Origin of the sequence: Sphingomonas alpina (assembly GCF_014490665.1) — a bacterium.
In the GTDB taxonomy this organism is placed as follows: Bacteria; Pseudomonadota; Alphaproteobacteria; order Sphingomonadales; family Sphingomonadaceae; genus Sphingomonas; species Sphingomonas alpina.
Window position 1 is genome coordinate 2491965 of record NZ_CP061038.1, and the last position, 24825, is coordinate 2516789.

The following is a 24825-nucleotide window of genomic DNA, read 5'->3' on the forward strand; positions in this document are numbered from 1 at the left end:
GCGAAGTCGAGAAACCATCAGGTCGTGCCAGCTCCCGTTTCTCGACTTCGCTCGAAACGAACGGGTTAGGTTTTGCCCCAAACTGAGGCCTTGGCGTCAAGCCGCCATCGTCATCGGTTCCAGGCCTGCAAGACGCGTCACCACCGGCGGCACCGGCAGTTCGCGCGGCGGCAGCTCGCCGACCGCCTTGGCGATCGCGGCAATATGCGCCGGAGTCGAGCCGCAACAGCCACCCAGGATATTGACCTGCCCCTGCGCCGCCCATTCGCGTACCAGGCCGGCAGTGGTCGCCGGCTGTTCGTCATATTCACCCAGTTCATTGGGCAGGCCGGCATTGGGATAAACCATGATCAGCGTATCGGCGATTTGAGACAGAGTCTTAACATGTGGTCGCAACTGCTCTGCACCGAACGAGCAATTCAGCCCGATCGTCACCGGCTTGGCATGCCGCACGGCGTGCCAGAACGCCTCGACGGTATGACCCGACAGATTGCGTCCCGACAGATCGGTCAGCGTCATCGACATCATGATCGGCACGTCGCGCCCGAGATCCTCGGCCGCCTCAAGCACCGCCATGACGCCAGCCTTGGCGTTGAGCGTATCGAACACCGTTTCGATCAGGATGAAGTCCGCCCCGCCCTCGATCAGAGCGTCGGTCTGTTCGCGGTACACGCCCTTCAGATAATCGAAGTCGATTTCGCGGAAGCCCGGATCGTTGACGTCCGGCGAGAGCGACAGAGTCTTGTTGGTCGGCCCGATCGCGCCGGCGACGAAGCGCGGGCGGCCGTCCTTCGCGGCAAATTCATCGGCCAGCCGGCGTGCGATCTGCGCCGATGCGACATTGATCTCCCGCACCAGATGCTCGGCGGCATAGTCGGCCTGGCTGATCAGGTTCGCGCTGAAGGTGTTGGTCGAGACGATATCCGATCCGGCCTCGAGATATTCGCGCGTAATCTTCTCCGGCACCTCGGGCTTGGTCAGCGCGAGGATGTCGTTATTGCCCTTCTGATCCTTGGCCAGGCCGAGATCGCCGGCATAATCCTCTTCCTTGAGCTTCCAGTTCTGGATCTCGGTGCCGAACGCACCATCCGTGATCAGAATGCGCTTGGCGGCTTCGGCCAGTAATTTCTCACGCGGGGTCATGACACACTCCAAACACCATGGGCACTTCCCCGGCGAAGGCCGGGCAAGGCAAACGGGGAAAACTCACGCGGCTGCAACCTTGGCCTGCGTCTTCGCCCTGATCCCCAGCAGATGACAGATCGCGAAGCTCAGTTCGGCACGGTTGAGCGTATAGAAATGGAAACTGCGCACGCCGCCGGCATAGAGCTTGCGGCACATTTCAGCGGCCACCGTCGCCGCGACCAGTTGGCGCGCGGCGGGATGATCGTCGAGCCCTTCGAACAGCCGCCCCATCCAGTCGGGGATTTCGGCATTGCACATCGCGGCGAATTTACGCGTCTGCGCAACGTTCGACACCGGCAGGATACCGGGCACGATCTCGGCGGTGATCCCCGCCGCCGCTACGCGGTCGCGGAAGCGGAAATAGGCCTCGGGCGAGAAGAAGAACTGCGTGATGCCGCGGTTCGCCCCAGCATCGAGCTTGCGCTTGAGATTGTCGAGATCGACATCGACGCTGCCCGAATCCGGATGGCATTCGGGATAGGCCGCAACCGATATCTCGAACGGGTGAAGCTTTTTGAGACCCGCGACCAGATCGGCGGCATTGTCATAGCCACCGGGATGCGACACGAATTTCGACCCCGCCACCGGCGGATCGCCGCGCAGCGCCACGATATGCCGGATGCCCGCCGCCCAATAGGCCTCGGCCACCTCGTCAATCTCTTCCTTCGTCGCCTCGACACAGGTCAGATGCGCGGCCGCCGCCAGCGACGTTTCGCGCTGGATTCGCGCGACCGTCGCGTGCGTACGCTCGCGGGTCGATCCGCCGGCACCATAAGTGACCGAGACGAAGCGCGGGCCGAGCGGCTCAAGCGTCTTGACCGCTTCCCACAATGCCTCTTCCATCTTGTCGGTCTTGGGCGGGAAGAATTCGAACGACACCTCCGCGTCGCCCGCGACATCGGCGAACAACGGCGCATCAAGCGCGCGGCGCGCTTCTTCCAGCTGGTTGATGGAAATCGTCATGCCGCCTTCACCTCATGCATCGGAATTTTATCAGTCGGGGCGATCTTTCGGCCGAGCCATAATTTCACCGTCAATTCACCGCCCTCGAGCGTCTCGGTCCGCGCCGCGGCGAGACCGCTCGCCTCGAACCAGCCCATGATCTGGTCATCGGAAAAGCCGAGCCTGGTATGCGCATCCTTGGTGCGCAGCTCTTCGCGGTCATGCGCGGCAAAGTCCGCGATCAGCAGCCGCCCGCCAGGCGCCAGCACCCGCGCCGCCTCGGCGATCGCGGCGCCCGGCTGCTGCGCGAAATGGAGGACATGATGGATGATCGCCGCATCCGCCGCACCATCGCCAAGCGGCAAGGCATAAAGATCCGCCTGGCGCAGCTCGGCATTGACGAGGCCACGCTCGGACAGTTTCGCCCGCGCCAGCCGCAGCATTTCCGAACTGCGATCGATCCCGAGCGCCGCCCTGGCGCGCCCGGCGAACAATTCGAGCATCCGCCCGGTGCCGGTACCAATGTCGATCAACTGGCCGATCGGCGCATCACCCAGCACCGCCGACATCGCCGCTTCGACTTCGCTTTCGGCGATATGGAGCGAGCGGATCGCATCCCATTGGCCGGCATTGCCCTCGAACCAGGCCGCCGCCGAAGCCGCGCGGTCAGCGCGGACCGCCGCCAGCCGGGCGACATCGGCCACTGCCCAATGATCCGGTTCGATCGCCGCCCAGCCGTCGAGTGCGGCAAGCACCGGCGCGACCCGCGCTTCCTTGCCGACACCGACAAAGACCCAGCTGCCTTCCTTGCGGCGTTCGGCCAGTCCGGCATCGCACAGGATCTTCACATGGCGACTGACACGCGGCTGGCTCTGCCCAAGCACCTGCGCCAGCTCGCCCACCGACAGCTCCATCGAGCGCAGCAAGGCGAGGATGCGCAGCCGCGTGGTGTCGGCAAGGGCGCGGAAGATGTCGAGTGCGATCGTCATGTCGATATAAGATATAAAGATATCTTTATATCAGGTCAACGCAGCATGGCCGGATGACATGAAACAAACAGGGAAACATGCGCCGACCTGTGCGTATTGAAGCGGACCGACGGCTCCGCTAGCGTCGCGACCCTGATCAACAAGCCGGGAATCGCTCTCATGAAGAAAATCGTTGCTCTCGCCACTGCCCTGTCCGCCGCCGCGCTCGCCGCCTGCACGCCCGCCGCGCAGAACGAGACCGCACAGGCCGCCGACCAGATCGCCGCCGATGCCAATGCGACCCTGGGGCAGGCAGTCAACGACACCGATGCCGCGGCGGACCGCGCTTTTGGCTCGGCCGAAGCGACGATGGACAATGCCAGCGCAGCGCTCGGCAACGCCACCGATAAAGCTGCGGACAAGACCGGCGCCGCGCTGAAGGATGCCGGCAACGCGATCGAGGACTAAAGGAATTACGGGCGGGGCTTTTCGGAGCTCCGCCCCCTGGACACCTTGGGGAACGACCCTTGATTGCCTGTCTTGCGATACTCTGCGGGACAGATTGAACACGCTCGAAAACGAGCCGGGAGATGGCGCGAATGTCTGGACTCAAATCGATCGGTCTGGGCGCGCTCTTCCTGCTCGCCGGCTGCGGCTCGGGCAGCTCCGACAGCCCCGGAGCGGTGACGCCCGGTGAGGCGCAGGCGCTGAACGATGCCGCCGCGATGCTTGATGCGAACAGCGTCGACGCCAATGCCGCCACCATCGAGGTCGACGGCGAAAACGAGGCCCAGCCACAATGACCGATCTACGTCGATTAGGCGCAACCGACCTTCATATCGCCCCGCTGGTATTGGGCGGCAACGTGTTTGGCTGGACCGCCGACAAGGCGACGAGTTTCGCCGTGCTCGATGCGTTCGTCGATGGCGGCGGGACGATGATCGACACCGCCGACGTCTATTCGGCTTGGGTGCCCGGGCATCAGGGCGGCGAATCCGAAAGCGTGATCGGCGAGTGGCTCAAGCAATCGGGCAAGCGCGACAAGGTGCAGATCGCGACCAAGGTCGGGATGCTGCCCGGCGAGGGTGGCGCGAAGCTGGCACCGGCGCGCATCGCCACCGCGTGCGACGCGTCGCTGCGCCGGCTCGGCGTCGAACGGATCGATCTATATTTCGCGCATCAGGACGATGATGCGGTTGCCCAGACGGATGCGCTCGCGGCCTTCGCCAAACTGGCCGAGGCCGGCAAGATCAATGCGCTGGGCGCGTCGAACTTCCATGCCGCACGGCTGAAATCGGCCAATGAGGCGGCCGCCGCTGCCGGCATTCCACACTATCATGTGCTGCAGCCGGAATATAACCTGGTCAGCCGCCATGCCTTTGAAGGCGAACTGCAGGATTACTGCGTTACGCACAATATCGGCGCGGTGCCCTATTACGGTCTCGCCTCGGGCTTCCTGACCGGAAAATATCGCGGCGAGGCCGATCTCGGCAAAAGCGTGCGCGGCGGCCGGATGGGCGAGCTGATCAAGGGCAAGGGCCTGGCGGTGCTTGCCGCGATGGACGATATCGCCGCCGAGACGGGGGCGTCGCTGGCGCAGATCGCCCTGGCCTGGCTTGCCGCCCAGGCGGGCGTGACCGCACCGATCGCCAGCGCGACCAGCGTGGCGCAGGTTCAGGAATTGCTCGGGTCGATGACGCTGGAGCTGAGCAAGGCGCAACTCGACCGGCTGGACGCGGCCGGCGCCTGACTCGGTTCGGGTCAGCGCGTCACGATATCGGTGAGCGAAAAGACCTGCGGCTCGCCGCCGCCACCGGACAATATTATGGTCGCCTCGGCAATCCCGGCGAACGACACGAGCGTTGCGCCGCCGGCCGCAAGTTCGGGCGGCACAAGGTCCTCGTCACAGACATTGCGCGCGGCACCGATCCAGATCGCTTCGCCCGCATCCGTACCGGCGACGAAATCATGACGTTCGTCGATCCCCGGGTTGCGAATGACTTTCAGTGCGGCAAGCGGCTCATCGAGATCGTGCGCCGCTGCCTGCTGAAAGATCACGATATGGGCATTGCCGGCATCGGTTGACCGGTTGATGAAATGAAGGGCGATATCCATCCGGCGCTCCGATCCTCAGCCGGCATCGCTATCACCGAAATTTCGTAACGGCCACGAAACTTCTTCAAGCGCGAGCGGCAGGTATTGAAAAGCCCGCGACGCCGGGTGACGCCGCGGGCTTTTCAGGCATCAGGTGTAAAACTCAGTGCAGCTTGCCGCTGAACGAGATGCCGATGATGCGCGGTTCGTTGAACACAGCGGCCATGTAGTTCTCGATCACACCCTTCAGGTTCTTCTCGTTGGTGATGTTGCGGGCGAACGCCGCGATTTCCCAATCGCCATGACCGCCGGTGTAACCGACCTTCAGGCCACCCTCGAAATTGCCCTTCGAATAGAACTCCTTGGTCTTGTACAGAACAAGGTTGGTGTAGCCCTGCAGGTTCCAGTCGGTCGCGATGAACACCTTGCCGCTGTCGCTGATCGGCAGATCGTAGCGTGCCGTCATGTCGACGGTGTATTTCGGCGCGTTCGGCAACGGGTTGCCGTCGATCTGCGCAAACACGGTCGGTGCTCCGAAAACGGGCCGGGTGATCGTTGGATCCTGCACGGTGCAAACCACCACACCATTCAGCGCACAAACCTGAGCAAAGACGCGCTTGTCCTTGATCTCGCTGTGCAGCGCGCTGACGCCCGCAGTCAGCGTCAGGTTACGGATCGGACGCCAGTCGAGATCGGCTTCAAGACCATAAGCCTTCGCCTTGTCGGCGTTGAACAGCACGCCATTGCCGTCCGAATCATTGCCGTTCAGCTGGATGTCGTTGACCGTATAGGTAAACGCGGTCGCATTCAGGCGCAGCGTGTTGTTGAACAGGCTGCTCTTGAAACCACCCTCGAAAGACAGGATCGTTTCCGAATCCGCAGTGGTGAAGTCCGAGTTGAACACGGCCGACCGTCCCTGAATGGTCGGGCCACGGAAACCACGCGCAGCACGTGCATACAGGCTCAATTCCGGGCTGACCTCGTACAGCGCGCTCAGATCCCAGCTGAGCTTGTCGTCCGACAGACGAACATAGCGGCGGCCCTTATAGCCATCCACGCCCGCTGCCGATAGCGATGCCTTGAGCAGCCGGGTCGACTTGGTGTCATTCGTCTCGCGCACGCCGGCGGTGATGGTCAGGCTCGGCAGGATTTCATAGCTCGCCTGGCCGAACACCGCCCAGGAGGTGTTGATATTGTGCAGCCGGACGAAATTGTTCGGATTCTTGGCAGCCGTGGTCAGGAAATAGGCGCGCTGGTAGAATTCGGTTGTGTCGCGCTGATCGAAATACATGCCACCGATCTGCCATTTGAACTTGCCGTCGCCATCGCTGGCAAGGCGCAGTTCCTGGGTGAACTGACCGAGATGGCGCAGATTGCCCTGGCTCTCACCAAAGCCATTGGCGACACCGCCGACCGGAAAGTTCGCGGCAGCGCCGCCATCGGTATCGCCACGGCTATAGCCATGCGACCCTTCGAACGCGGTGATCGAGGTGAGCGCGACCGGACCGAAGTCATAGGTCATCTTGAGCTGCTCGCCATAGGTCTTGTAGGCCTGCGGATTATTGTCCGCCTCGTCGAGCGCGATGCGGTCGCGCGGCTCGGCCGAGATATCGTTCGAGCCCTTCTTCAGTGCGGCGCGGTGGAAGATGGTCGAGGTACCATCATAGTCGCGCGCATGCGCCGAGAGCAGCAGCGAGAAATCGCTGCTCGGCGTGAACAGCAACTGCGCACGGATGTCCTTTTCGTTGAAGCCGCCCATCGCGTTCTTCTTCGGCGATACGGTGCCGTCGGCGCTCGGGCCCTTATAGGTGTTGTCGACCCAATCGTCGCGATGCTGGTACAAAGCCGAGATGCGCAGCGAGAGCACGTCGCCGGCGATCGGGCCGCCGATACCGCCGTCGAAGGTGATGGTGTTGTAGCTGCCATAGGACGCCGAGGCGCGGGCCGAGAATTCATTCGACGGACGGATCGTGTCGAACTTGATGATGCCGGCGGTGGTATTGCGGCCGAACAGCGACCCTTGCGGGCCGCGCAGCACTTCAACCTGATTGACGTCGAACACCGGGTTCGACTTCAGCACGACATGCTCGAGCACGACATCGTCCTGGATGATCGACACCGGCTGCGATGCGCCGAGATAGAAATCGATATTGCCGAGACCGCGAATATAGAAGCGCGGGAAGATGCGGCCGGTGGTGGTTTCGGCATAAAGGCCGGGAACGCGGCCGGCGAGCGCGAGAATGTCCTCGCCACCGCCCTGGAAGGCACGCAGATCTTCGCCGCCGACCACGCCGACCGACAATGGCACCTTCTGGAGGTTTTCCGAACGGCGCTCGGCGGTCACCACGATATCCTCGAGCCCGTCGCCCGACGCCGCTTCCGGCGCCGCGACGGCTGGGGCTTCCTGCGCGACGGCAGTGCCGGCGCAGAACAACGCGCCGACTGCGGCGCCCAGAAGCAGCGATTTACGTGCGAACATGATCTTGGACATTGTGACCCTCTAAAAACCTGAAATATCAATCGTCTTGCGACCGCGCGCGGACGTCCGCCCGTTGCATGAATGCCAATTCATGGCATTCAGCCGGACGGTTCATCGCCTGTGCGTGATCGTGAACCCCTCGCCTCTTCGCGCCGCTAGGCCGCGATTGTGACCCATTCGTGACGCGCCGATCGTGTAACGAAAGATTGCTGGGGCGTGACAATCGGGCCACAGCAAGGAGCGCCCTGCGACCATTCAGCTCGCATGCGAAGACCCGGCAGCCTCTCATGCAAAGAGGCCCGGCGCTTGCGCACCGGGCCTCCCCATCCTCTCCCGAGGAGATGTACCGTTCGCTTATCCCGCGAACTGGTTCTCTACCGCCTTAGGCGGCGATTTTGTTCCCCGCCGTCGTCAGGCGGCAGACTGATTCCCCGCTGCCGTCAGGCAGCAAATTGATTCATCGTATTGTGCGCGCCACCGGCCTTCAGCGCCGCTTCACCCGCGAAATATTCCTTGTGATCGTCACCAATGTCGGAGCCCGACATGTTCTGATGCTTCACACAGGCAATCCCTTCACGGATTTCCTTGCGCTGCACGCCCTTGACGTAGCCGAGCATGCCCTGGTCGCCGAAATACTCCTTGGCGAGATTGTCGGTCGACAGCGCCGCTGTGTGATAGGTCGGCAAGGTGATCAGATGGTGGAAGATGCCCGCCCGCGCCGCCGCATCGCGCTGGAAGGTACGGATCCGTTCATCGGCCTCGTCACCGAGCGCGGTACCGTCATAATCGACGCTCATCAGCTTGGCGCGATCATAGCCCGAGACGTCCTGGCCCTCCGCTGCCCAGGCATCGAACACCTGCTGGCGGAAATTCAGCGTCCAGTTGAACGATGGCGAGTTGTTATAGACCAGCTTGGCATTGGGAATGACCTCACGGATGCGGTCGACCATGCCGGCGATCTGCTCGATATGCGGCTTCTCGGTTTCGATCCACAACAGGTCGGCGCCATTCTGCAGCGACGTGATGCAGTCGAGCACGCAGCGATCCTCACCCGATCCGGCGCGGAACTGGAACAGGTTGGACGGCAACCGCTTCGGACGCAGCAGCTTGCCGTCGCGATTGAGGATCACGTCGCCATTGCGCGCAGTGGTCGGATCGATCTCTTCGCAATCGAGGAACGAGTTATACTGGTCGCCGATATCGCCCGGTTCCTTGCTGACCGCGATCTGCTTGGTCAGGCCGGCGCCGAGCGAGTCGGTGCGCGTGACAATGATGCCGTCCTCGACGCCCAGTTCGAGGAAAGCGTAGCGGCAGGCGCGAACCTTCGCCAGGAAGTCCTCATGCGGCACGGTGACCTTGCCGTCCTGATGGCCGCACTGCTTTTCGTCGGAGACCTGGTTCTCGATCTGCAGCGCGCAGGCGCCGGCCTCGATCATCTTCTTGGCCAGCAGATAGGTCGCCTCCGCATTGCCGAAGCCGGCATCGATATCGGCGACGATCGGCACGACATGGGTCTGGTAATTGTCGACCGCCTGCAACAGCCGCTGCTCGGTCAGTTCGTCACCGGCCTCGCGAGCCGCGTCGATCTCGCGGAACATGCCGCCCAGTTCGCGCGCATCGGCCTGGCGCAGAAAGGTGTAGAGTTCCTCGATCAGCGCAGGCACGCTGGTCTTCTCATGCATCGACTGATCCGGCAGCGGGCCGAATTCGGAACGCAGCGCCGCGACCATCCAGCCCGACAGATAGAGATAGCGGCGCTCGGTCGAGCCGAAATGCTTCTTGATGCTGATCATCTTCTGCTGGCCGATGAACCCGTGCCAGCAGCCCAGCGACTGGGTGTAATTGGCCGGATCGGCGTCATAGGCCGCCATGTCCTTGCGCATGATCGCTGCGGTATAGCGCGCGATGTCGAGCCCGGTCTGAAAGCGGTTCTGCAACCGCATCCGCGCGACGGCTTCCGCGTCGATCCCGTCCCAGGTGCCGTTCTGGCTTTTGATCAGCTGAGCCGTTTGCGTGATGTGGTTCTGGTAGGTCATTTGAGTATTCCCGCTTCATTGAATGATGCGGAGATAAACAAATTTACAGCCGATCGAACGGCAATTCGCCATTCTAAAAAGTTTACCTGTCAAATCCGGCCGAGTTCGCGAGTCATGTTGTAAATAAAATTACAACCTCAGAACAGCCCCGGCACTTCGCGCTGCGGCGTCGATGGGCGTGTCGGGGTCAACAATTCCCGCTCGCTTTCCCGCGCGAGCCGCTGCGCCTGCGCCGCTGTCCGCTGTCCCGATGCCGAAACGGGGGCGGCGGAGATCGCCGTGCAGGACCGTCCGGCGAGGAAATCGAGCGCCTGCCGCGTCGAGGATTCCTGCGGATCGCCGAGTTGGTGGCCGATATCGTCGAACGCCTGGCAGCTCGCCTCGACCGTGCCCGCCAGGCCGTTGAAATAATCACCCTGGCGCGCGGCATTCTGCGTAGCGAATGCGATGACGCGCAAACGGTCGTCGCATGCCACGCGGTCGAGGGCGATCTGCCCCACCGGCTTGCCATAAGTGTTGGTGCCGATCAGTCCGGCATTGGCGTGCAGATAGGGGAGCGTGGAATTGATCACCAATTCGCTCGCCGATGCGGTGCCGCCCGTGCCGATGAATGCAATCCGGGTCGCGCCGACCGATTCCGCCTGCGTAATATAATTGCGGGTCCGGTTGTTGGAGGATTTCTCGGACCGGAAGGTCGTGTAACTGAGCACATCCGAGGTTGACCGGTTGCGCCCGAGCAAGTCGCCGAACAGCTCGGCGATCGAAACCAGGCCGCCGCCATTATAGCGCACATCGACGATGATATCGGTGATGCCCTGAGCGCGGAACTGGGCGAACGCGGCACGCAGCTGCGGATCCGCAGTCGAGATAAAGGTCCGCAGATTGACATAACCGACCTTGCGCCCGCCATCGTCGATGATCTTCGCGCCATAGATTGACGACACCGGCTGCAGATCGAAATCGGCCTTGGCGATGGTCACGGTGCGGCTGCCGCCGACGCCGCCCAATTGCAACACGCGCGTGGTGCCGACCGTATCGGGACCAAGCGCATTGATCAGCCCGGTCGTGCCCTCGGCAGCGAGAATCGCGCTGACCGTGCGCAAATTGGCATTGCTGGTGCCGATCGCGAGGATTTCCGAACCACGGCCGACGCCATTCGCCTGGGCCGGCGTATTCTCGAACGCTTCGGTGATGAACAGGCGCCCCGACGTATCGAGCCCGAGGCGAAAGCCATACCCCGCACTGGAGCCGGACTGATAATAGGCATCCTCCTCGGCGATCGAGGTCAGATAGGTGAAATAGCGGTCGCGCCGCTGGCTGCGCGCCGTTGCGGTCAACGCGTCGATATAGGTGTCGACCGAGCTATAGGATGCCGGGTTCAGGCCGGTTGGCAACGTCTCCGGGAACAGATACCATTCGCGCAGCTGTGCCGCCGCCCAATCCTGCCGCTCGCGCAGTGAGCAGCCCGCCACCGCCGTCGGTGTCGGTGTCGGGGTTGGAGTCGCTGTCGGCGTTGATCCGCCGCCCGATCCTGACGACCCGCCGCCGCAAGCGGACAGCATCGCTGACAATGCAATAAGCGCAGCGATCGGACGACGGCGCATTCTTTATCTCCCCCAAGACCTCCCCTGCTTGTCGCAGAAATCGCCGCCGTGTCAGCAGGGAATATCGAGGCACCAGACCAAGACGCCTCGCGCGCGATGCTATGCCTCCATCAATCGCCGCCGAAGGTCAAAGCGCTGACTCCGCGCTCGCGGTCATTCATCACCAGCGTCCGCCCGGCCGGTGGCGCGGAGCGCTGCGGACACCCTCCGCGCATGCACGCCCGGCATCCGAGACCAATCGGCGTCGCTTCGCGCTTCAGGTCGATGCCGCGCGCGACCGCGAGCGAGCCGGCCTGCTCCGCCGCGACACCAAGGCCGACTGCGAATTCCGCCGGCACCGCGCCATAATGCCGGCCCTGCGGCGATACCGACCGCGCCAGGGTCAGCCAGCGCGAGCCGTCCTCCAGCTCGACCAGCTGCACCGCAAGGCTGCCCGGGCGGTCGAACGCATGATGCAGTCGCCACAGCGGACACCGCCCCTCCGCTTCGGCCAGCGCTGCGCCGCTCGCGCCGGAAAAGCGCTTCGACGCCTGCCCTGCCCGGTCGATCCGCACCATGAAGAACGGCAACCCACGGGCCCCGACGCGCTGCAAGGTGGTCAGCCGGTGCGCGACCTGCTCGAATCCGGCGCCGAAACGCCGCTGGAGCAATTCGAGATCATAGCCGGTCGCCTCACAGGCACGCAGGAAGCGGACATAGGGCATCATTACGGCAGCGGCGAAATAGCTGGTGAGGTGCCGCCGGTAGAGCCGCTCGGCCTGGCGATCGGCAAAGCCCGCCCCCTTGGCCAGCGCCTCGATCTCGCCGCGCGCCTCGATCTGCGCGAGTTGATAAGCCGCGGCAAAGGTCCGCGATGCCGGGTCGAGCGTTTCGCTCAATTGCAACTGACGCGCATGCAGATCGGTCCGGCGAAGCAGATCGGGCATCACATCGACCGGCAGCACACGGATCGTCAGCTGATGCTTGACGCGCAGCCGATCCGAGATCGCACCATAAAGATCGCCGGCGCCGAGCCGCAATTCGTCGGCCAGGGTTTCCGCCATCGTGTCGAGATCGGCGAAATGCCCGCGCCACCGCTCGATTTCACGCCGCACCTCGCCGATCGGATCCGCCGTCAAAGCCCCCGGCGCATCGCCGCCGCCGACCCCGATCCGGTCATAGGCGCGCGCAAATGCCTCCGCGCCGCCCGGAGCCCCGGCCAGCCATTCCTCGATCTCGTTGCGATCGATTTCCAGATCGGCGAAGATCGGGTCGGCCAGCCGCCGCCGGATCGCCGATTCCCCACCACCCGGCTCGCCCGCCGCGAGCGCGCGCGGATCGAAATCGAACGTCTCCGCCAGCTTCACCAGCAAAGACGCAGACAAGGGCCGCTGGTTCTTTTCGACCAGGTTGAGATAGCTGGGCGAGATCGCCAGCGCGTCCGACATCGCCGCCTGAGTGAGGCCGGCCTGACGCCGCAGCCGGCGTATGGCGTGCCCGGCGAAGAGTTTGCGATCGGCCATGATACCTCTCACCGTGCGGATGCCACAGGGCAGCGCATTCAATGTCATATCTTTACAAACCAACAAAGAAATTGTCGATCCTTCGTGACAACATGACCAAGCAGCATATCGATGAGGACTGGCACAGCCCCGGAAACTAGGCGAGTTCGACCTCGACTTCGCAGTGGTGGACAGGCGGATTTGTAAAGTCCGTCACTGCACTGCCAAGGCCTTGAGAGTTTCCTGGGGAGGAAAGGATGCCCGCCGCGCGCAATCGCGGCGGGCATTTCCGTTGGCGCTCCCGGCATCGGGCGCATAAGACTGCCGAAAGGCAGGACCATCCACGATGTCGGCATCCAAACAAGGCGGGTCGAACCTGGTCATCCTGGCGGCACTCGCCGCGAACCTCGGCATCGCGGTGGCCAAGTTCATCGCTGCGGGCATTTCCGGGTCGTCGTCGATGCTGACCGAAGGATTTCACTCGGTCATCGACAGCCTCAACCAGATCTTGCTCCTCTATGGCCAGAAGCGCGGCAAGCAACCGCCCGACGAGGAGCACCCGTTCGGCTATGGTCGAGAGCTTTATTTCTGGGCCTTTGTCGTCGCCATCCTGATCTTCGCGGTCGGCGCAGGCATCTCGGTCTATGAGGGCTATGAACATTTCATCCATCCGGAGGAATTGTCCAACCCGACGCTCAATTACATCGTGCTTGGCGTGGCCTTTGCGCTGGAAGGATCGTCCTGGTTCATCGCCATGCGCGAATTCAACGCCACGCGCGGATCGGCCGGCTGGTGGCAGTCGATCCGCGAATCCAAGGACCCTGCGGGATTCATCATCCTGTTCGAGGACAGCGCGGCACTCGCTGGCCTGATCATCGCCGCGACCGGCATCTGGGCGAGCCATTTCTTCAGCGATGCGCGGCTCGACGGTATTGCCTCGATCGCGATCGGCCTGGTGCTGGCGCTGGTCGCGATCCTCCTCGCCCGTGAAGCCAAGGGTCTGCTGATCGGCGAAGGCGCCGATGCCGCGGTCGTCGCCAAGGTCCGCAAGATCGTCGATCGCTATCCCGACATCACCACGGTCAATCACGTCCGCACGATCCACACGGCGCCGCAAAGGATCTTCGTCGCGATCAGCGCCGATTTCCGCGATACTCTGTCGATGGGCGAGGCCGAGACGCTGATCGAACGGATCGAGGCGGAGTTGAAGGCAGCCGAGCCGATGCTGTCGTCAATCTATATCCGCCCGGAGAAAGCCGAAGACGCGCCGCGCCTCAATGTCGAGGTGAATGAAGGGGCCCCGACCGGCGATCGGTAACGCGCGGCGATCGCCCGGATTCGCACGCAGAATCTGGCAGCGCTCCAGTGCTGATTATACATTAACTACTTGATAAATAATTATAATATTCCAGCCACTCATCGGGACGGCGGGTGTCCCATATCTCTGCCGCCGGTCTTCGCGGTGCTGCTGACGGGGCCCTGAGATATGACACTACCGGTGTCCCATATCTCTGCCGCCTGTTTTCGCGATGCCGCGAACCGGAGGCCCGAGATATGGCACTACCGGTGTCCCATATCTCGTACCGCCCGCCCCTCGATGAGCTGGCGGCGATTCAAGCATGACGCGGGATCGGGCATATCATCCCTTGCCGGACTAATACCGGCGCGCTCTTTCTCAGTGTCGGGAAAACAGCATTGCCACGGCGCTACCAGCGCAATGGCTTCGTGCATGACTCACGCTGCTTGGGCATTTCCGAGCCAAGACAGCTCGCATTGACGCTGACTCATCCTACCTGCTTCCCCGGCGAAGGCCGGGGCCCAGTTGGTAAGGGTTTGTTGGTCTGGCGCTTCGCGTTGCCGCCTCGACCTTCCCGACTGGGCCCCGGCCTTCGCCGGGGAAACAGTAGAGGTAGGTCGGCATCAATGCAGTTGGTATGAGTTGCCCCACACTCCCGTTCGCCCTGAGCTTGTCGAAGGGCACGCCCAGTGCATGAGCTTCGACAGGCTCAGCCCGAACGGGGGAAGGATTCCCCCAAATCGACCAGACCTAGCTCGCAGGCACGATCTCGACGACATCGAGGATGGATTCGAACTTCGGATAGGGCAGCGCAATTCGCCATCTCTTGTCGTCCACCCGGTCGATGATCCCCGCCATGTCGCGGTCAGCGTCGCGCCCATAATCGAGCGCCGTCGTCTCATCACCGAACACCATCGTACCAAGGAACACGCCGCGCATATCGCCGTCGGGAAATGCCAGCCCGACCGGCCGCTGCGACCCGTTGGACTTGTAGAAGCTCGACACCTCGCCCTCGGCGTCGACGCGGCATCCGAACCAGGGATAGGCTATGAAATCATGCGCCGCCGTGCCGTTGGCGCCGAGTTTGAACACCCGGCAGCGATAGCTCCCGGCAGGCGGCAGCGCATTGCTCAACGCACGATCCGGGTCAAACAGCACGCCCTCCGCCGCGATCGCCTGACCATTGCCCGACGCTTGCGCCTTGGCCAGCGCCGTCATCCAGGCGTCACGCCAGTTGCGCAGGCGTATCCGGTCGCCCTTGGTCGCCACCTGGCGCCAGTCCAGCGCAGCAGGGGTAGATGCTGTCGCGGGACTGGCACCTTTGCCACCGCACGCCATAAGCGCCCCGCAAGCGGCCAGGGCGAACCCGAATCTTTTCATCAATGCGCGACCAGTTTTTTGACTCTGTATCCGTCAACGAACCACGTCTCGCCATGGTTGCCAAGGCGTTTCAGGTTTTCCGGGTCGTTCTGGGTAGGGCCGGCCTGCCCGAACGGCGCCTGACCGATCAGGCGGCGGTCCAGCCCCCATCGATCGACAGGTTCGCGCCGGTGATCGACTTCGCCGCATCGCCACACAGATAGAGCGCCAGCGACGCAACCTGTTCGGGCGTGACGAACTCCTTGGTCGGCTGCGCGTCGAGCAGCACGTCGTTGATCACCTGTTCGCGCGTCAGCCCGCGCGACTTCATCGTGTCGGGGATCTGCCCCTCGACCAGCGGCGTCCAGACATAGCCCGGCGAAATGCAGTTGACCGTGATGCCGTGCGTCGCCGTTTCCAGCGCGATCGTCTTGGTCAGGCCGGCAATGCCGTGCTTGGCCATCACATAGGCGCTCTTGTTGGGGCTCGCGACGAGCGAGTGCGCCGAGGCGGTCGAAATGATCCGTCCCCATTTGGCCGCCTTCATCAGCGGTACCGCGGCCTGGATCAGATACCAGGCCGAGGTCAGGTTGATCTTGATGATCGCCTCGAACTTGTCGGCCGGAAAATCCTCGATCGGCGCGACATGCTGGATGCCGGCATTGTTGACGATGATGTCCGGCCCGCCCAGCTCGGCATGGCAGCGCGCGACCATTGCCGCGATCTCGTCGGGCTTGGTCATGTCGGCGGCATCGTAGAGCGCCTTGGCGCCGCTCGTCGCCTCAAGCGCCGCGCGCTCTTTCTCGATCTGCGCGGCATCGCCGAAACCGTTGATCACGACGCTCGCGCCCTCGGCGGCGAACGCCTTGGCATAGGCAAGGCCAATGCCCGATGTGGACCCGGTGATGATCGCGCTCTTGCCCTTGAGGAACATCGACAAACTCCTTTGCTGGAAACTTTAACGTGTGGTGAGGTCGAACGCGGCGCTCTTGCCGGTCAGGATGTTGGCCGCGACCAGTTGCGAATTCGCCATCGTCTCGGCCACCGCCAACTGACCGGCTTCCCAATGCTCGCGCATCGTCCGCGCCGAAAACTCGAAATCGCGGCTGCCCCCTTCCCACGCATTGGCGCGGTAGATCAGATGGACAAGATTGACCGGATCCTCCGCCGCGCGCGCGGTCAGCGCGACGACGTCGGGGTCGTTGTGCATCCCCTCGGGCAGCTTGGCGAGCACCTTGCGGATCGCCTCGCGATCCTGCCGCAGGCGCATCAACTGGCTCGACACTTCGCGTGTCCGGCTTGAAAAGCGGATTTCCTTTTCTCGCGCCATCACGTCCATGATCGTCTTCATCTTCTCGGTAGTGGCCGAGAACAGGTCGATCTGGAATACCAGCATCTCGTCACTCTGATGGTCGAGCACATGCGACAGCGGCGTGTTCGATACCAGGCCGCCATCCCACCACAGCCGTCCGTCGATCTCGATCGGCGGCAGGCCCGGCGGGAGCGCGCCCGACGCCATGACGTGACGCGCATCGATGGTGCGTTCGATCGTATCGAAATACTGGAAATTGCCGCTCTCGACATCGACCGCGCCGACCGACAGCCGTACGGGGCCATGGTTGAGCAGGTCCCAGTCGATCAATTCGTTGAGCGTATCCTTCAGGGGCGCGGAATCGTAGAAGCTCAGCGCTTCGGGCGACCCCGGCGTGGCAAAGGCGGGCGCCACCATCCGCGGACGGAAAAAGCCGGGTACGCCGGTCATCGCGACAAAACCCGCCGACCATTCATGGACGAATTCGCGCACATGATCGTTGGGGAAGATCGGGAAGCTGGGCAGCGAACCCGTTACCGTGTCCCAAAAGGCGCTCAGCCGCTCGACTCGCCGCTCGGGCGGATTGCCGGCAACGATCGCCGCATTGACCGCACCGATCGAGATACCGGCAACCCAGTCGATCTCGATTCCGCTGCTCGCCAGGCCCTCGATCACCCCGGCCTGATAGCTGCCCAGCGCGCCGCCACCCTGCAACACCAGCGCCACGCACTCGGGCAGCGGCATCGCCTTTGCCTTGCGGCGCGGCTTCGAAGCGGGGTCTGTATCGGCCATGGCGTCGCACATGGGCGACCGATGCGCCCGGTTCAACGACAGTTTGATGAATTCGGTGTCATGGAAGGAATCGGACCTTCTCTTGCAACCAGGCCATTCCCTGCGCATTCATGGCATAACGGCAACGAACGGGGCATTCGCCATGCGGCTCGATGATTTCGATCCCAACATCAATGTCGAGGATCAGCGCGGCCAGGGTGGCGGCGGTTTCAACCTTGGCGGCGGTGGCGGCGGCGGCGGCTTGCTGCTCGGCCTGCTCCCGCTGGTGTTCAGCCGGTTCGGCTGTGCCGGCGTTGCGGTGTTGCTGGCGGTGATGTTCTTCTTCGGCGGTGGCCTTGGCGGAATCTCGCAGCTTTCCGCCCCGACCGAACAGGTCGGCCAGCAACGACCGCGGGTAAGCGACGGCACCGCGGCGTCGGCCTGCACCACCGACGCATCGGCACGCGCCGCGTGCAACGCGTTCAGCTCCGCCGACAAGACCTGGCAGCAATTGCTCGGCAGCAATTTCCGCGCGCCCAAGCTGGTGTTCTTCGGTGGCCAGGGCCAGTCGGGCTGTGGTGCCGCGCAATCGGCGATGGGCCCGTTCTACTGCCCGAGCGATCAGGGCATCTATCTCGACACCAGCTTCTTCGCAGAACTGGAACAACGTTTCGGCGCGAAGGGCGATTTCGCGCAAGATTATGTCATCGCGCATGAATTCGGCCATCACATCCAGAATCTGCTCGGCACGTCCGACAAGGTGCAATCGGCGATGCAGCGCAGCAGCCGGACCGAAGGCAATGCGCTGTCGGTCAAGCTCGAGTTGCAGGCGGATTGCTATGCCGGGGTGTGGGCCGCGCAGAATCGCGACCGCATGGAGCCGGGCGACCTTGAGGAAGGGTTGACCGCAGCGCAGGCGATCGGCGACGACACGCTGCAACGCGAGGCACAGGGCCGCGTCGTGCCCGACAGCTTCACCCATGGCAGCTCGGCGCAGCGTCAGGCCTGGCTGAAACGCGGAATCGACAGCGGCGACCCGCGCCAGTGCGACACATTCAACGGCGGCGCATGAGAATCAGACCGGTGGCCGATGCGGATCGGCCAAGATTGTTCGAGCTGTGGCAGGCAGCCGTCCACGCCACGCATGATTTCCTGACGCCTGACGACCTTGCCGGGATCACCGAGATGGTCCGCACCGACTATTTCCCGACCGCTTCCTTCACCGTGGCGGTCGATCATGATGATCGCCCGCTCGGCTTTATCGATGTCGAGGAGGGCGTAGAGATCAACGCGCTATTCGTCGATCCGGCCTGTCATGGTCGGGGCATCGGACGCGCCCTGGTCGACGCCGCCCTGCCGCGGGGCGTCCCGCTGTTCGTCGAGGTCAATGAGCAGAATCACGCCGCTTGCGCGATCTATGAACATTGGGGTTTCCGCACGATCGACCGCAAGCCGCTCGACGGCGAGGGCCGCCCCTATCCGCTGCTGGTAATGCAGCGGGACTGAACCGGCATAACAAAATCCCCTCTCCCGGATCAGGGAGAGGGGAGGAGCGCGACGCGCAAGCGAGAGCAAGAAAGGGAGATCGCCCTCAGCTCACGCCACCACGCAATTGCCCTTCCGCAGAAGAAGGGCAATCAGCGATCAATAGGTCGCAGAAAAGCTCCGGTCGAGGTCCGCTCCACACGTCATCGCCCGCAACGCGCGGCTCGGCGCAATGTCGTCTTTTACGGCGGTGAGGGACCCGGTTGCATCCCGGAAAAAGCCTCGCTAGAGGCGACACTCCGGCTCTGCCGGGGTGGAGCGGGGCTGTAGCTCAGATGGGAGAGCGCTGCAATCGCACTGCAGAGGTCAGGGGTTCGATTCCCCTCAGCTCCACCAGACCTGCCGCGCCGAGCATAGTTTTCCGCCATAAATATATAGCCCGTCGTCCGGGCCCTTTCACCGATGCGCCGCGTTCACCATGCGCCCGATCCCGGGTGACGGAGAGTCCCGATATGTCCGATCCCTTTTCGTCCTGGCTGCGCCTCACATCGATCTGGACAGATATGTCGCGCACCGGACTGCGCGCGATGGAAACGCTGGCGGCATCGAACAGCGTGGTCGAGCGCCGTACGGGCATGATCGACACCGCGATGCGCAATCCGCTGGCCGGTGATTATGCCGAGTTCTCGCGCATGATTCCGGAAAAGGTCGACGCCTTTTCGAAATCCGGCCTGGCCGTGGCCAATGAATGGTGGTCGATGCAAACTGCCTTGCTGACCGAAGTCCAGGCCTTTTGGGGCATGGCGCTGCGCGGACGCGCGCCGACTCTGGCCGAGATGAGCAGCGCGGGTTCGCGCGCTACGCGCTATGCGATCAATACCGCCGAGCGCAGCGCCAACCTCAGTGCGGTTGGCCTCGCGCCGATCCACAAACAGGCGACCGCCAACGCGCGCCGGCTCAAGCGGAAGAAATCGTCCTGATCGAAAGCAAGTTGGTCTGAAAAAGGCGGACCTTAAGGGCGTACCCGGCGGTTGACCGGGTACATCCAAAAGGAAACGCACCATGGTCACCAAAAGCGACGCCAAGTCCGACACGATCAAGCCAGGCAATGGCGGCGAGACCCATCAGCAGGCGGGTGATGAGGCCGCGACTGGCCTGACCACCAATCAGGGCATCCGCGTTTCCGACAACCAGAATCAGCTCAAGGCCGGCGCGCGCGGGCCGGTGCTGCTTGAAGATTTCGTGCTGCGCGAGAAGATCTTCCACTTCGACCATGAGCGCATCCCGGAGCGCATCGTCCATGCCCGCGGCTCGGCCGCGCATGGCTATTTCGAACTATATGAAAGCCTGGCCGACATCACCAAGGCCGACCTGTTCCAGCGCGCCGGCGAGAAGACCCCGCTGTTCACGCGGTTCTCCACCGTCGCCGGCGGTGCGGGATCCGTCGATACGCCGCGCGACGTGCGCGGCTTTGCGGTCAAATTCTATACCCGGGAGGGCAATTGGGATCTGGTCGGGAACAATATCCCGGTGTTCTTCATCCAGGATGCGATCAAATTCCCCGACTTGATCCATTCGGTAAAAATGGAGGCGCAGACCGGCTATCCCCAGGCGGCCTCGGCGCATGACACCTTCTGGGATTTCATCAGCCTGATGCCGGAATCGACTCACATGATCATGTGGGCGATGTCAGACCGCACCATCCCGCGCTCGCTGCGCACGATGGAGGGGTTCGGCATCCACACCTTCCGGCTGGTCAATGCGAAGGGCAAATCGACCTTCGTCAAATTCCATTGGAAGCCGAAACAGGGCGTACAGTCGACCTGCTGGGACGAAGCAGTGAAGATCGCAGGGGCCGACCCTGATTTCCACCGTCGCGACCTGTTCGAGGCGATCGATCGCGGCGACTTCCCCGAATGGGAGCTGGGCATTCAGGCGTTCGATCAGGACTTCGCCGACAGCCTGCCGTTCGATGTGCTCGACCCGACCAAGATCATTCCTGAAGAAGTTCTGCCGGTGCGTATGATCGGGCGCATGGTGCTCGATCGCTATCCCGACAATTTCTTCGCCGAGACCGAGCAGGTCGCCTATTGCCCGGCGAATATCGTGCCCGGTGTGGATTTCACCAATGACCCGCTGCTGCAGGGGCGGCTGTTCTCCTATCTCGACACGCAGTTGAAGCGCCTTGGCTCGACTAATTTCCATCAGCTACCGATCAATGCACCAAAATGCCCGGTGATGAATTTCCAGCGCGACGGCCATATGCAGATGGCGGTGCCCAAGGGGCGGGCGAACTATGAGCCCAACAGCCTGTCCGAGGCGGGTGAGGATGGTGGTCCTCGTGAATGCCCGATGAGCGGGTTCACGACCTTTCCCGACCGCGACGGCGAGGATGAGCAAGGCGACAAGCTGCGCATCCGGCCCGACAGTTTTGCCGATCATTACAGCCAGGCCCGGCTGTTCTTTCGCTCGCTTGCGGCGCCGGAACAGGCGCATCTCGCCTCGGCGCTGGTGTTCGAACTGTCCAAGGTGGGCCTCGAGCACGTCCGCACACGGATGCTGTCCAACCTAGTCAATGTCGATCCCGACCTAGCAAAACGCGTCGCCACCGGACTCAACATGCCGCTGCCCAAGGCATCCAAAGCGGCCAAGCCGGCCCAGGATCTCACCCCGTCCCCTGCTCTGCGCATCATCGAAGGACCCCGCGCGCCGCAGGATATCGCCGGCCATTCGATCGCGCTGCTCGTCGCCGACGGATCGGACGCCAAGGTCGTTGCGAGCATGACCAGGGCAATCACCGATGCCGGCGCCCGCGCGGTGATCGTCGCGCCACGCGTCGGTGGCGCGAAGCTGTCCGACGGCTCGCTGCTCAAGGCCGACGCGCAGCTCGCCGGTTATCCCTCGGTGCTCGCCGATGCGATCGTCGTGGCGCTGTCCGACAAAGGCTGCGCGGCATTGCTCAAGGAAGCGGCGGCGGTGCAATTCGTGATGGATGCGTTCGGCCATCTCAAGGCGATCGGTCATACCACCGAAGCGCAGCCATTGCTCGACAAGGCCGGGGTGACGCCCGACGACGGTGTGGTTCCACTCGACAAGGGTTTCACCGCCGCCGCGGCCAAACGCTATTGGGCGCGCGAGCCGGGCGTGCGCACGCTCGCCTGATGGTCGATGAAATCGAACGTCTGCGGCGGCGCATGGAGGCCGCCGCCGCGCTCGATTTCAAGGAAGCCCGCCGGTGGGGCGACGGCCCAACCAGTTGCGACGGCACCTCGCCCGACGAAATTGCCGGCCGGGCGGCTTGAGTGACAGGGGCAAATATTAGCGCGATACGCGTTCCACATCCTGCTGCGACCACCCGCCCCCGAATGCCTGATACAGCGCGACATAGGCGGTCAGCCGGTCGGCGCGTGCCTGTACCAGCGCCAGTTCGGCAGTGAGCAGGCCGCGTTGCGTATCGAGCTGGTCGAGATAGGAAGAATAGCCGGCCCGGTAGCGGTTGCTGGCGTTGCGCAGCGCCGCCGCCAGCGCATCGCGCTGCCCGGCGATGGCGACGGCCTGTTCGCCCGATCGCTGCACCCCGGCCAGGCTGTCATCGACTTCGCGGAACGCGGCGAGTGCAGCCTTGCGGTATGCGAACGCAGCCTGATCGCGGCGCGCGGCGCCGGCATCGGCCTGGGCGCGCAACCGGCCGCCATCGAAGATCGGGGACAGCACGCTGCCGCCGAGCGAGAAGACGCCGACCGGGTTGGACAAGGCGGTGGACAGGACCAGACCGACCGATCCGGTCAGGCTGAGATTGGGCAGCATGGCGGCGCGCAGGCTGTCGAGCGAGCGATCGGCCGCGACCAGGCTCTGTTCGGCCTGGAACAGGTCGGGGCGGCGGCGCAACAAGTCGGCGGGCAGCCCGTCCGGGATCGACGGGGCTGACAAAGCGGTAAGCGCCGTGCCGCGAACGATTGCACCGGGCGTCTCGCCGAGCAGCAGGCGCAGTGCGTTTTCCTGCCGACTGATCGCAAGTTCGGCCTGCGGCACAAGCTGCTCGGTCGAACGATACTCCCCTTCCGCCTGATGCAGTTCGAGGTTCGAGGTATACCCCGTTTCGGCACGGCGGCGAGCAATGCGCAGCGCCTCGCCGCGCGACGCAAGCGTATCGCGCGCCACCGCGAGGCGAGCGTCCAGCGCGCGGAGCGTGATGTACCCGCTCGCGACGCTGCTCGCGATGCCCAGGCGCACCGTATCGCGCGCGCCTTCGCTCGCCAGCAATTGCGCGCGGGTGGCGGCATTGGCCTGGCGCAAGCGGCCGAACAGGTCGAGATCGTAGCTGGCCGAGATCGCCGGTTGCGCGCCGGTATTGGTCGTCGCAATACCAAATGGGTTGAGCGCGCGCGCTTCGGAGCCGGGCGCGGCGACATTGACCTGAGGCAGCAATTGCGCGCGCGACAACCGCTCCTGCGCACGCGCCTCCTCGACGCGCGCGGCGGCAGCGCCGAGATCGGGATTGTTGGTCAAGGCACGCTCGACCAGCCCGGTCAGGACCGGATCGCCGAATGCCGCCCACCAGTCCGCGCGAACCGGCTCGCCCGGGCCAAGCGCCGTGCGCCAGGCCGGCGGCGCGACCACGGCAGTCGCCGCCGGCGCTTCGGGTCGTGGACCAGTGCATGCCGGGGCCGCGGCGGCAAGCAGCAAGGGGAGCAGCCGAAGGTTCATCGGATCTTCGGCGCACCGGCGGTGTCGACGCGCGCCTGTACCGACATGCCGGGACGAAGCTGCGCTGCCAGTTGTTGCCCCGGATCGACGCGGATGCGCACGGCGATACGTTGCGGCACCTTGGTGAAATTGCCCGTTGCATTGTCCGATTTGAGCACCGCGAACTCGGATCCGGCGGCTGGTGACAACTGCTCGACCTTCCCGGTCAGCCGCGCATTGGCCAGGCCATCGACGGTGAAGCTCGCAGGCTGGCCGACGCGAATGCGCGCAGTCTGCGCTTCCTTGAAATTGGCGATCACCCAGGTTTCGGGCGGGACCAGGAACATCAGCTGCGATCCGCTGGTGACATATTGGCCGAGCCGCACGCCGACTTCGCTCAGCCGCCCGGTTTCGGGCGCGCGGATCACCGTATTGTCGAGGTCGATCTGCGCCAGCCGCCGCGCCGCTTCCGCGCCGCTCACCCCGGCCTGCTGCCCGCCCTTGCCGACCTCGACGGTGCGGATGTCCTGCCGCGCGATCTCACGCGCGGCGCGCGCCTGCAACACGCCGGCCTGTGCCTGTCGCAACGCCGCCAGCGTCTGGTCGCGCTCGCGCAGCGACACCGATCCGTCCGTGACCAGATCATTGATCCGGTTCATGTCGGCCTGAGCGCGGAGCAATTGCGCCTGCGCATTGGCGACCGCCGCGTCCTGCGCCTGCAGGCTTGCCGCGCGCGACCGCGCCGCCTGTTCGCTATTGGCCAGAGTCGCTTCCTGTCCGGCGACCTGCGCGCCAGCCTGTTCGACGCGTTGACGATAGATGCGGTCGTCGATCTGGACCAGCGGCTGCCCGGCCTTCACGACATCGAAGTCGCGCACATACACCTGAGTCACATAACCACTGACCTGCGGGCTGATCACCGTGGTGCGGCCGCGCACATAGGCATTGTCGGTCGACTGGAAATCGCTCGCAAAGGGCGGCAGCCGCCAGGCGGCAAGCACCGCAAGGATCCCGGCGACCGCGATCACCGCGATGACGATCAGCACGGTGCGGGAATCGCGCGGCGGCTTCCAGCCCGACCCGACCGGTGCGGCCGGTGCCTCGGCAGCGCGCTCCTCGGTCACCG

At 63.8% G+C, this 24825-nt stretch carries 22 protein-coding genes and 1 tRNA gene; 10 read left to right on the forward strand and 13 right to left on the reverse strand.

What is annotated here, in order from left to right:
• Nucleotides 1–96: 96 nt before the first annotated feature.
• From H3Z74_RS11480 to H3Z74_RS11490, 3 genes are all read right to left on the reverse strand, one after another.
• Nucleotides 97–1143, reverse strand: a complete 1047-nt coding sequence (locus H3Z74_RS11480) for a homocysteine S-methyltransferase family protein (RefSeq protein WP_187763998.1) — start codon at nt 1141–1143, stop codon at nt 97–99.
• Nucleotides 1144–1206: 63 nt separating this feature from the next.
• Complete coding sequence (gene metF / locus H3Z74_RS11485; protein ID WP_187763999.1) at nt 1207–2148, reverse strand: methylenetetrahydrofolate reductase; 942 nt, start codon at nt 2146–2148, stop codon at nt 1207–1209.
• The gene (locus tag H3Z74_RS11490) at nt 2145–3116 is read right to left on the reverse strand and encodes an ArsR/SmtB family transcription factor (protein ID WP_187764000.1); all 972 of its coding nucleotides are present in this window, start codon (nt 3114–3116) and stop codon (nt 2145–2147) included. The genes metF and H3Z74_RS11490 overlap by 4 nt, the downstream gene beginning before the upstream one ends.
• A 159-nt stretch (nt 3117–3275) precedes the next feature.
• On the opposite strand from H3Z74_RS11490, the gene H3Z74_RS11495 reads away from it, so the two are divergent.
• From H3Z74_RS11495 to H3Z74_RS11505, 3 genes are all read left to right on the forward strand, one after another.
• Nucleotides 3276–3563 carry a hypothetical protein gene (locus H3Z74_RS11495; RefSeq protein ID WP_187764001.1) on the forward strand — a complete coding sequence of 96 codons (288 nt, stop codon included), beginning with the start codon at nt 3276–3278 and terminating at the stop codon, nt 3561–3563.
• Between the two features lie 131 nt (nt 3564–3694).
• Entirely contained in the window at nt 3695–3898 is a 204-nt protein-coding gene (locus tag H3Z74_RS11500; RefSeq protein WP_187764002.1) for a hypothetical protein, read from the forward strand.
• On the forward strand, nt 3895–4845 hold the full coding sequence (locus H3Z74_RS11505) for an aldo/keto reductase (protein WP_187764003.1): 951 nt from the start codon (nt 3895–3897) through the stop codon (nt 4843–4845). The genes H3Z74_RS11500 and H3Z74_RS11505 overlap by 4 nt, the downstream gene beginning before the upstream one ends.
• 11 nt (nt 4846–4856) lie before the next feature.
• Here the strand turns inward: H3Z74_RS11505 and H3Z74_RS11510 are convergent, their stop codons facing one another.
• From H3Z74_RS11510 to H3Z74_RS11530, 5 genes are all read right to left on the reverse strand, one after another.
• Complete coding sequence (locus H3Z74_RS11510) at nt 4857–5210, reverse strand: hypothetical protein (RefSeq protein ID WP_187764004.1); 354 nt, start codon at nt 5208–5210, stop codon at nt 4857–4859.
• 142 nt (nt 5211–5352) lie between these two features.
• On the reverse strand, nt 5353–7680 hold the full coding sequence (locus H3Z74_RS11515) for a TonB-dependent receptor (protein ID WP_187764005.1): 2328 nt from the start codon (nt 7678–7680) through the stop codon (nt 5353–5355).
• A gap of 428 nt (nt 7681–8108) precedes the next feature.
• A complete protein-coding gene (locus tag H3Z74_RS11520) occupies nt 8109–9704 on the reverse strand; it encodes an isocitrate lyase (protein WP_187764006.1) in 1596 nt (531 codons plus the stop codon).
• 137 nt (nt 9705–9841) lie between these two features.
• Nucleotides 9842–11308, reverse strand: coding sequence for a S41 family peptidase (locus H3Z74_RS11525; RefSeq protein WP_187764007.1), 1467 nt, complete (start codon nt 11306–11308; stop codon nt 9842–9844).
• 110 nt (nt 11309–11418) lie between these two features.
• Complete coding sequence (locus H3Z74_RS11530; RefSeq protein WP_187764008.1) at nt 11419–12810, reverse strand: helix-turn-helix domain-containing protein; 1392 nt, start codon at nt 12808–12810, stop codon at nt 11419–11421.
• Nucleotides 12811–13135: 325 nt separating this feature from the next.
• On the opposite strand from H3Z74_RS11530, the gene H3Z74_RS11535 reads away from it, so the two are divergent.
• On the forward strand, nt 13136–14107 hold the full coding sequence (locus H3Z74_RS11535; protein ID WP_187764009.1) for a cation diffusion facilitator family transporter: 972 nt from the start codon (nt 13136–13138) through the stop codon (nt 14105–14107).
• Nucleotides 14108–14836: 729 nt separating this feature from the next.
• On the opposite strand, the gene H3Z74_RS11540 is transcribed toward H3Z74_RS11535, so the two are convergent.
• The 3 genes from H3Z74_RS11540 to H3Z74_RS11550 form a co-directional block, all read right to left on the reverse strand.
• The gene (locus H3Z74_RS11540) at nt 14837–15355 is read right to left on the reverse strand and encodes a DUF4893 domain-containing protein (protein ID WP_229727034.1); all 519 of its coding nucleotides are present in this window, start codon (nt 15353–15355) and stop codon (nt 14837–14839) included.
• A 238-nt stretch (nt 15356–15593) separates the two neighbouring features.
• Nucleotides 15594–16379: a 3-hydroxybutyrate dehydrogenase gene (locus H3Z74_RS11545; RefSeq protein ID WP_187764011.1), complete on the reverse strand. Its 786-nt coding sequence runs from the start codon at nt 16377–16379 to the stop codon at nt 15594–15596.
• Nucleotides 16380–16403: 24 nt separating this feature from the next.
• Nucleotides 16404–17549 (reverse strand): patatin-like phospholipase family protein, encoded by a 1146-nt coding sequence (locus H3Z74_RS11550; protein WP_187764012.1) that lies wholly within the window; start codon nt 17547–17549, stop codon nt 16404–16406.
• A gap of 142 nt (nt 17550–17691) precedes the next feature.
• Between H3Z74_RS11550 and ypfJ the strand changes: the two genes are divergently transcribed.
• From ypfJ to H3Z74_RS11580, 6 genes are all read left to right on the forward strand, one after another.
• Entirely contained in the window at nt 17692–18600 is a 909-nt protein-coding gene (gene ypfJ, locus H3Z74_RS11555) for a KPN_02809 family neutral zinc metallopeptidase (RefSeq protein ID WP_187764013.1), read from the forward strand.
• Nucleotides 18597–19034 carry an acetyltransferase gene (locus tag H3Z74_RS11560; RefSeq protein ID WP_187764014.1) on the forward strand — a complete coding sequence of 146 codons (438 nt, stop codon included), beginning with the start codon at nt 18597–18599 and terminating at the stop codon, nt 19032–19034. Before ypfJ ends, H3Z74_RS11560 begins: the two co-directional genes overlap by 4 nt.
• Before the next feature lie 299 nt (nt 19035–19333).
• Nucleotides 19334–19409 (forward strand) — tRNA-Ala (locus H3Z74_RS11565).
• A 116-nt stretch (nt 19410–19525) separates the two neighbouring features.
• Nucleotides 19526–19993 (forward strand): hypothetical protein, encoded by a 468-nt coding sequence (locus tag H3Z74_RS11570; protein WP_187764015.1) that lies wholly within the window; start codon nt 19526–19528, stop codon nt 19991–19993.
• Nucleotides 19994–20075: 82 nt separating this feature from the next.
• Complete coding sequence (locus H3Z74_RS11575; protein ID WP_187764016.1) at nt 20076–22175, forward strand: catalase; 2100 nt, start codon at nt 20076–20078, stop codon at nt 22173–22175.
• On the forward strand, nt 22175–22315 hold the full coding sequence (locus H3Z74_RS11580) for a hypothetical protein (RefSeq protein ID WP_187764017.1): 141 nt from the start codon (nt 22175–22177) through the stop codon (nt 22313–22315). The genes H3Z74_RS11575 and H3Z74_RS11580 overlap by 1 nt, the downstream gene beginning before the upstream one ends.
• A 16-nt stretch (nt 22316–22331) precedes the next feature.
• Here the strand turns inward: H3Z74_RS11580 and H3Z74_RS11585 are convergent, their stop codons facing one another.
• On the reverse strand, nt 22332–23720 hold the full coding sequence (locus tag H3Z74_RS11585) for an efflux transporter outer membrane subunit (protein WP_187764018.1): 1389 nt from the start codon (nt 23718–23720) through the stop codon (nt 22332–22334).
• Nucleotides 23717–24823: an HlyD family secretion protein gene (locus H3Z74_RS11590; RefSeq protein WP_187764019.1), complete on the reverse strand. Its 1107-nt coding sequence runs from the start codon at nt 24821–24823 to the stop codon at nt 23717–23719. The genes H3Z74_RS11585 and H3Z74_RS11590 overlap by 4 nt, the downstream gene beginning before the upstream one ends.
• Between the last annotated feature and the right edge of the window lie 2 nt (nt 24824–24825).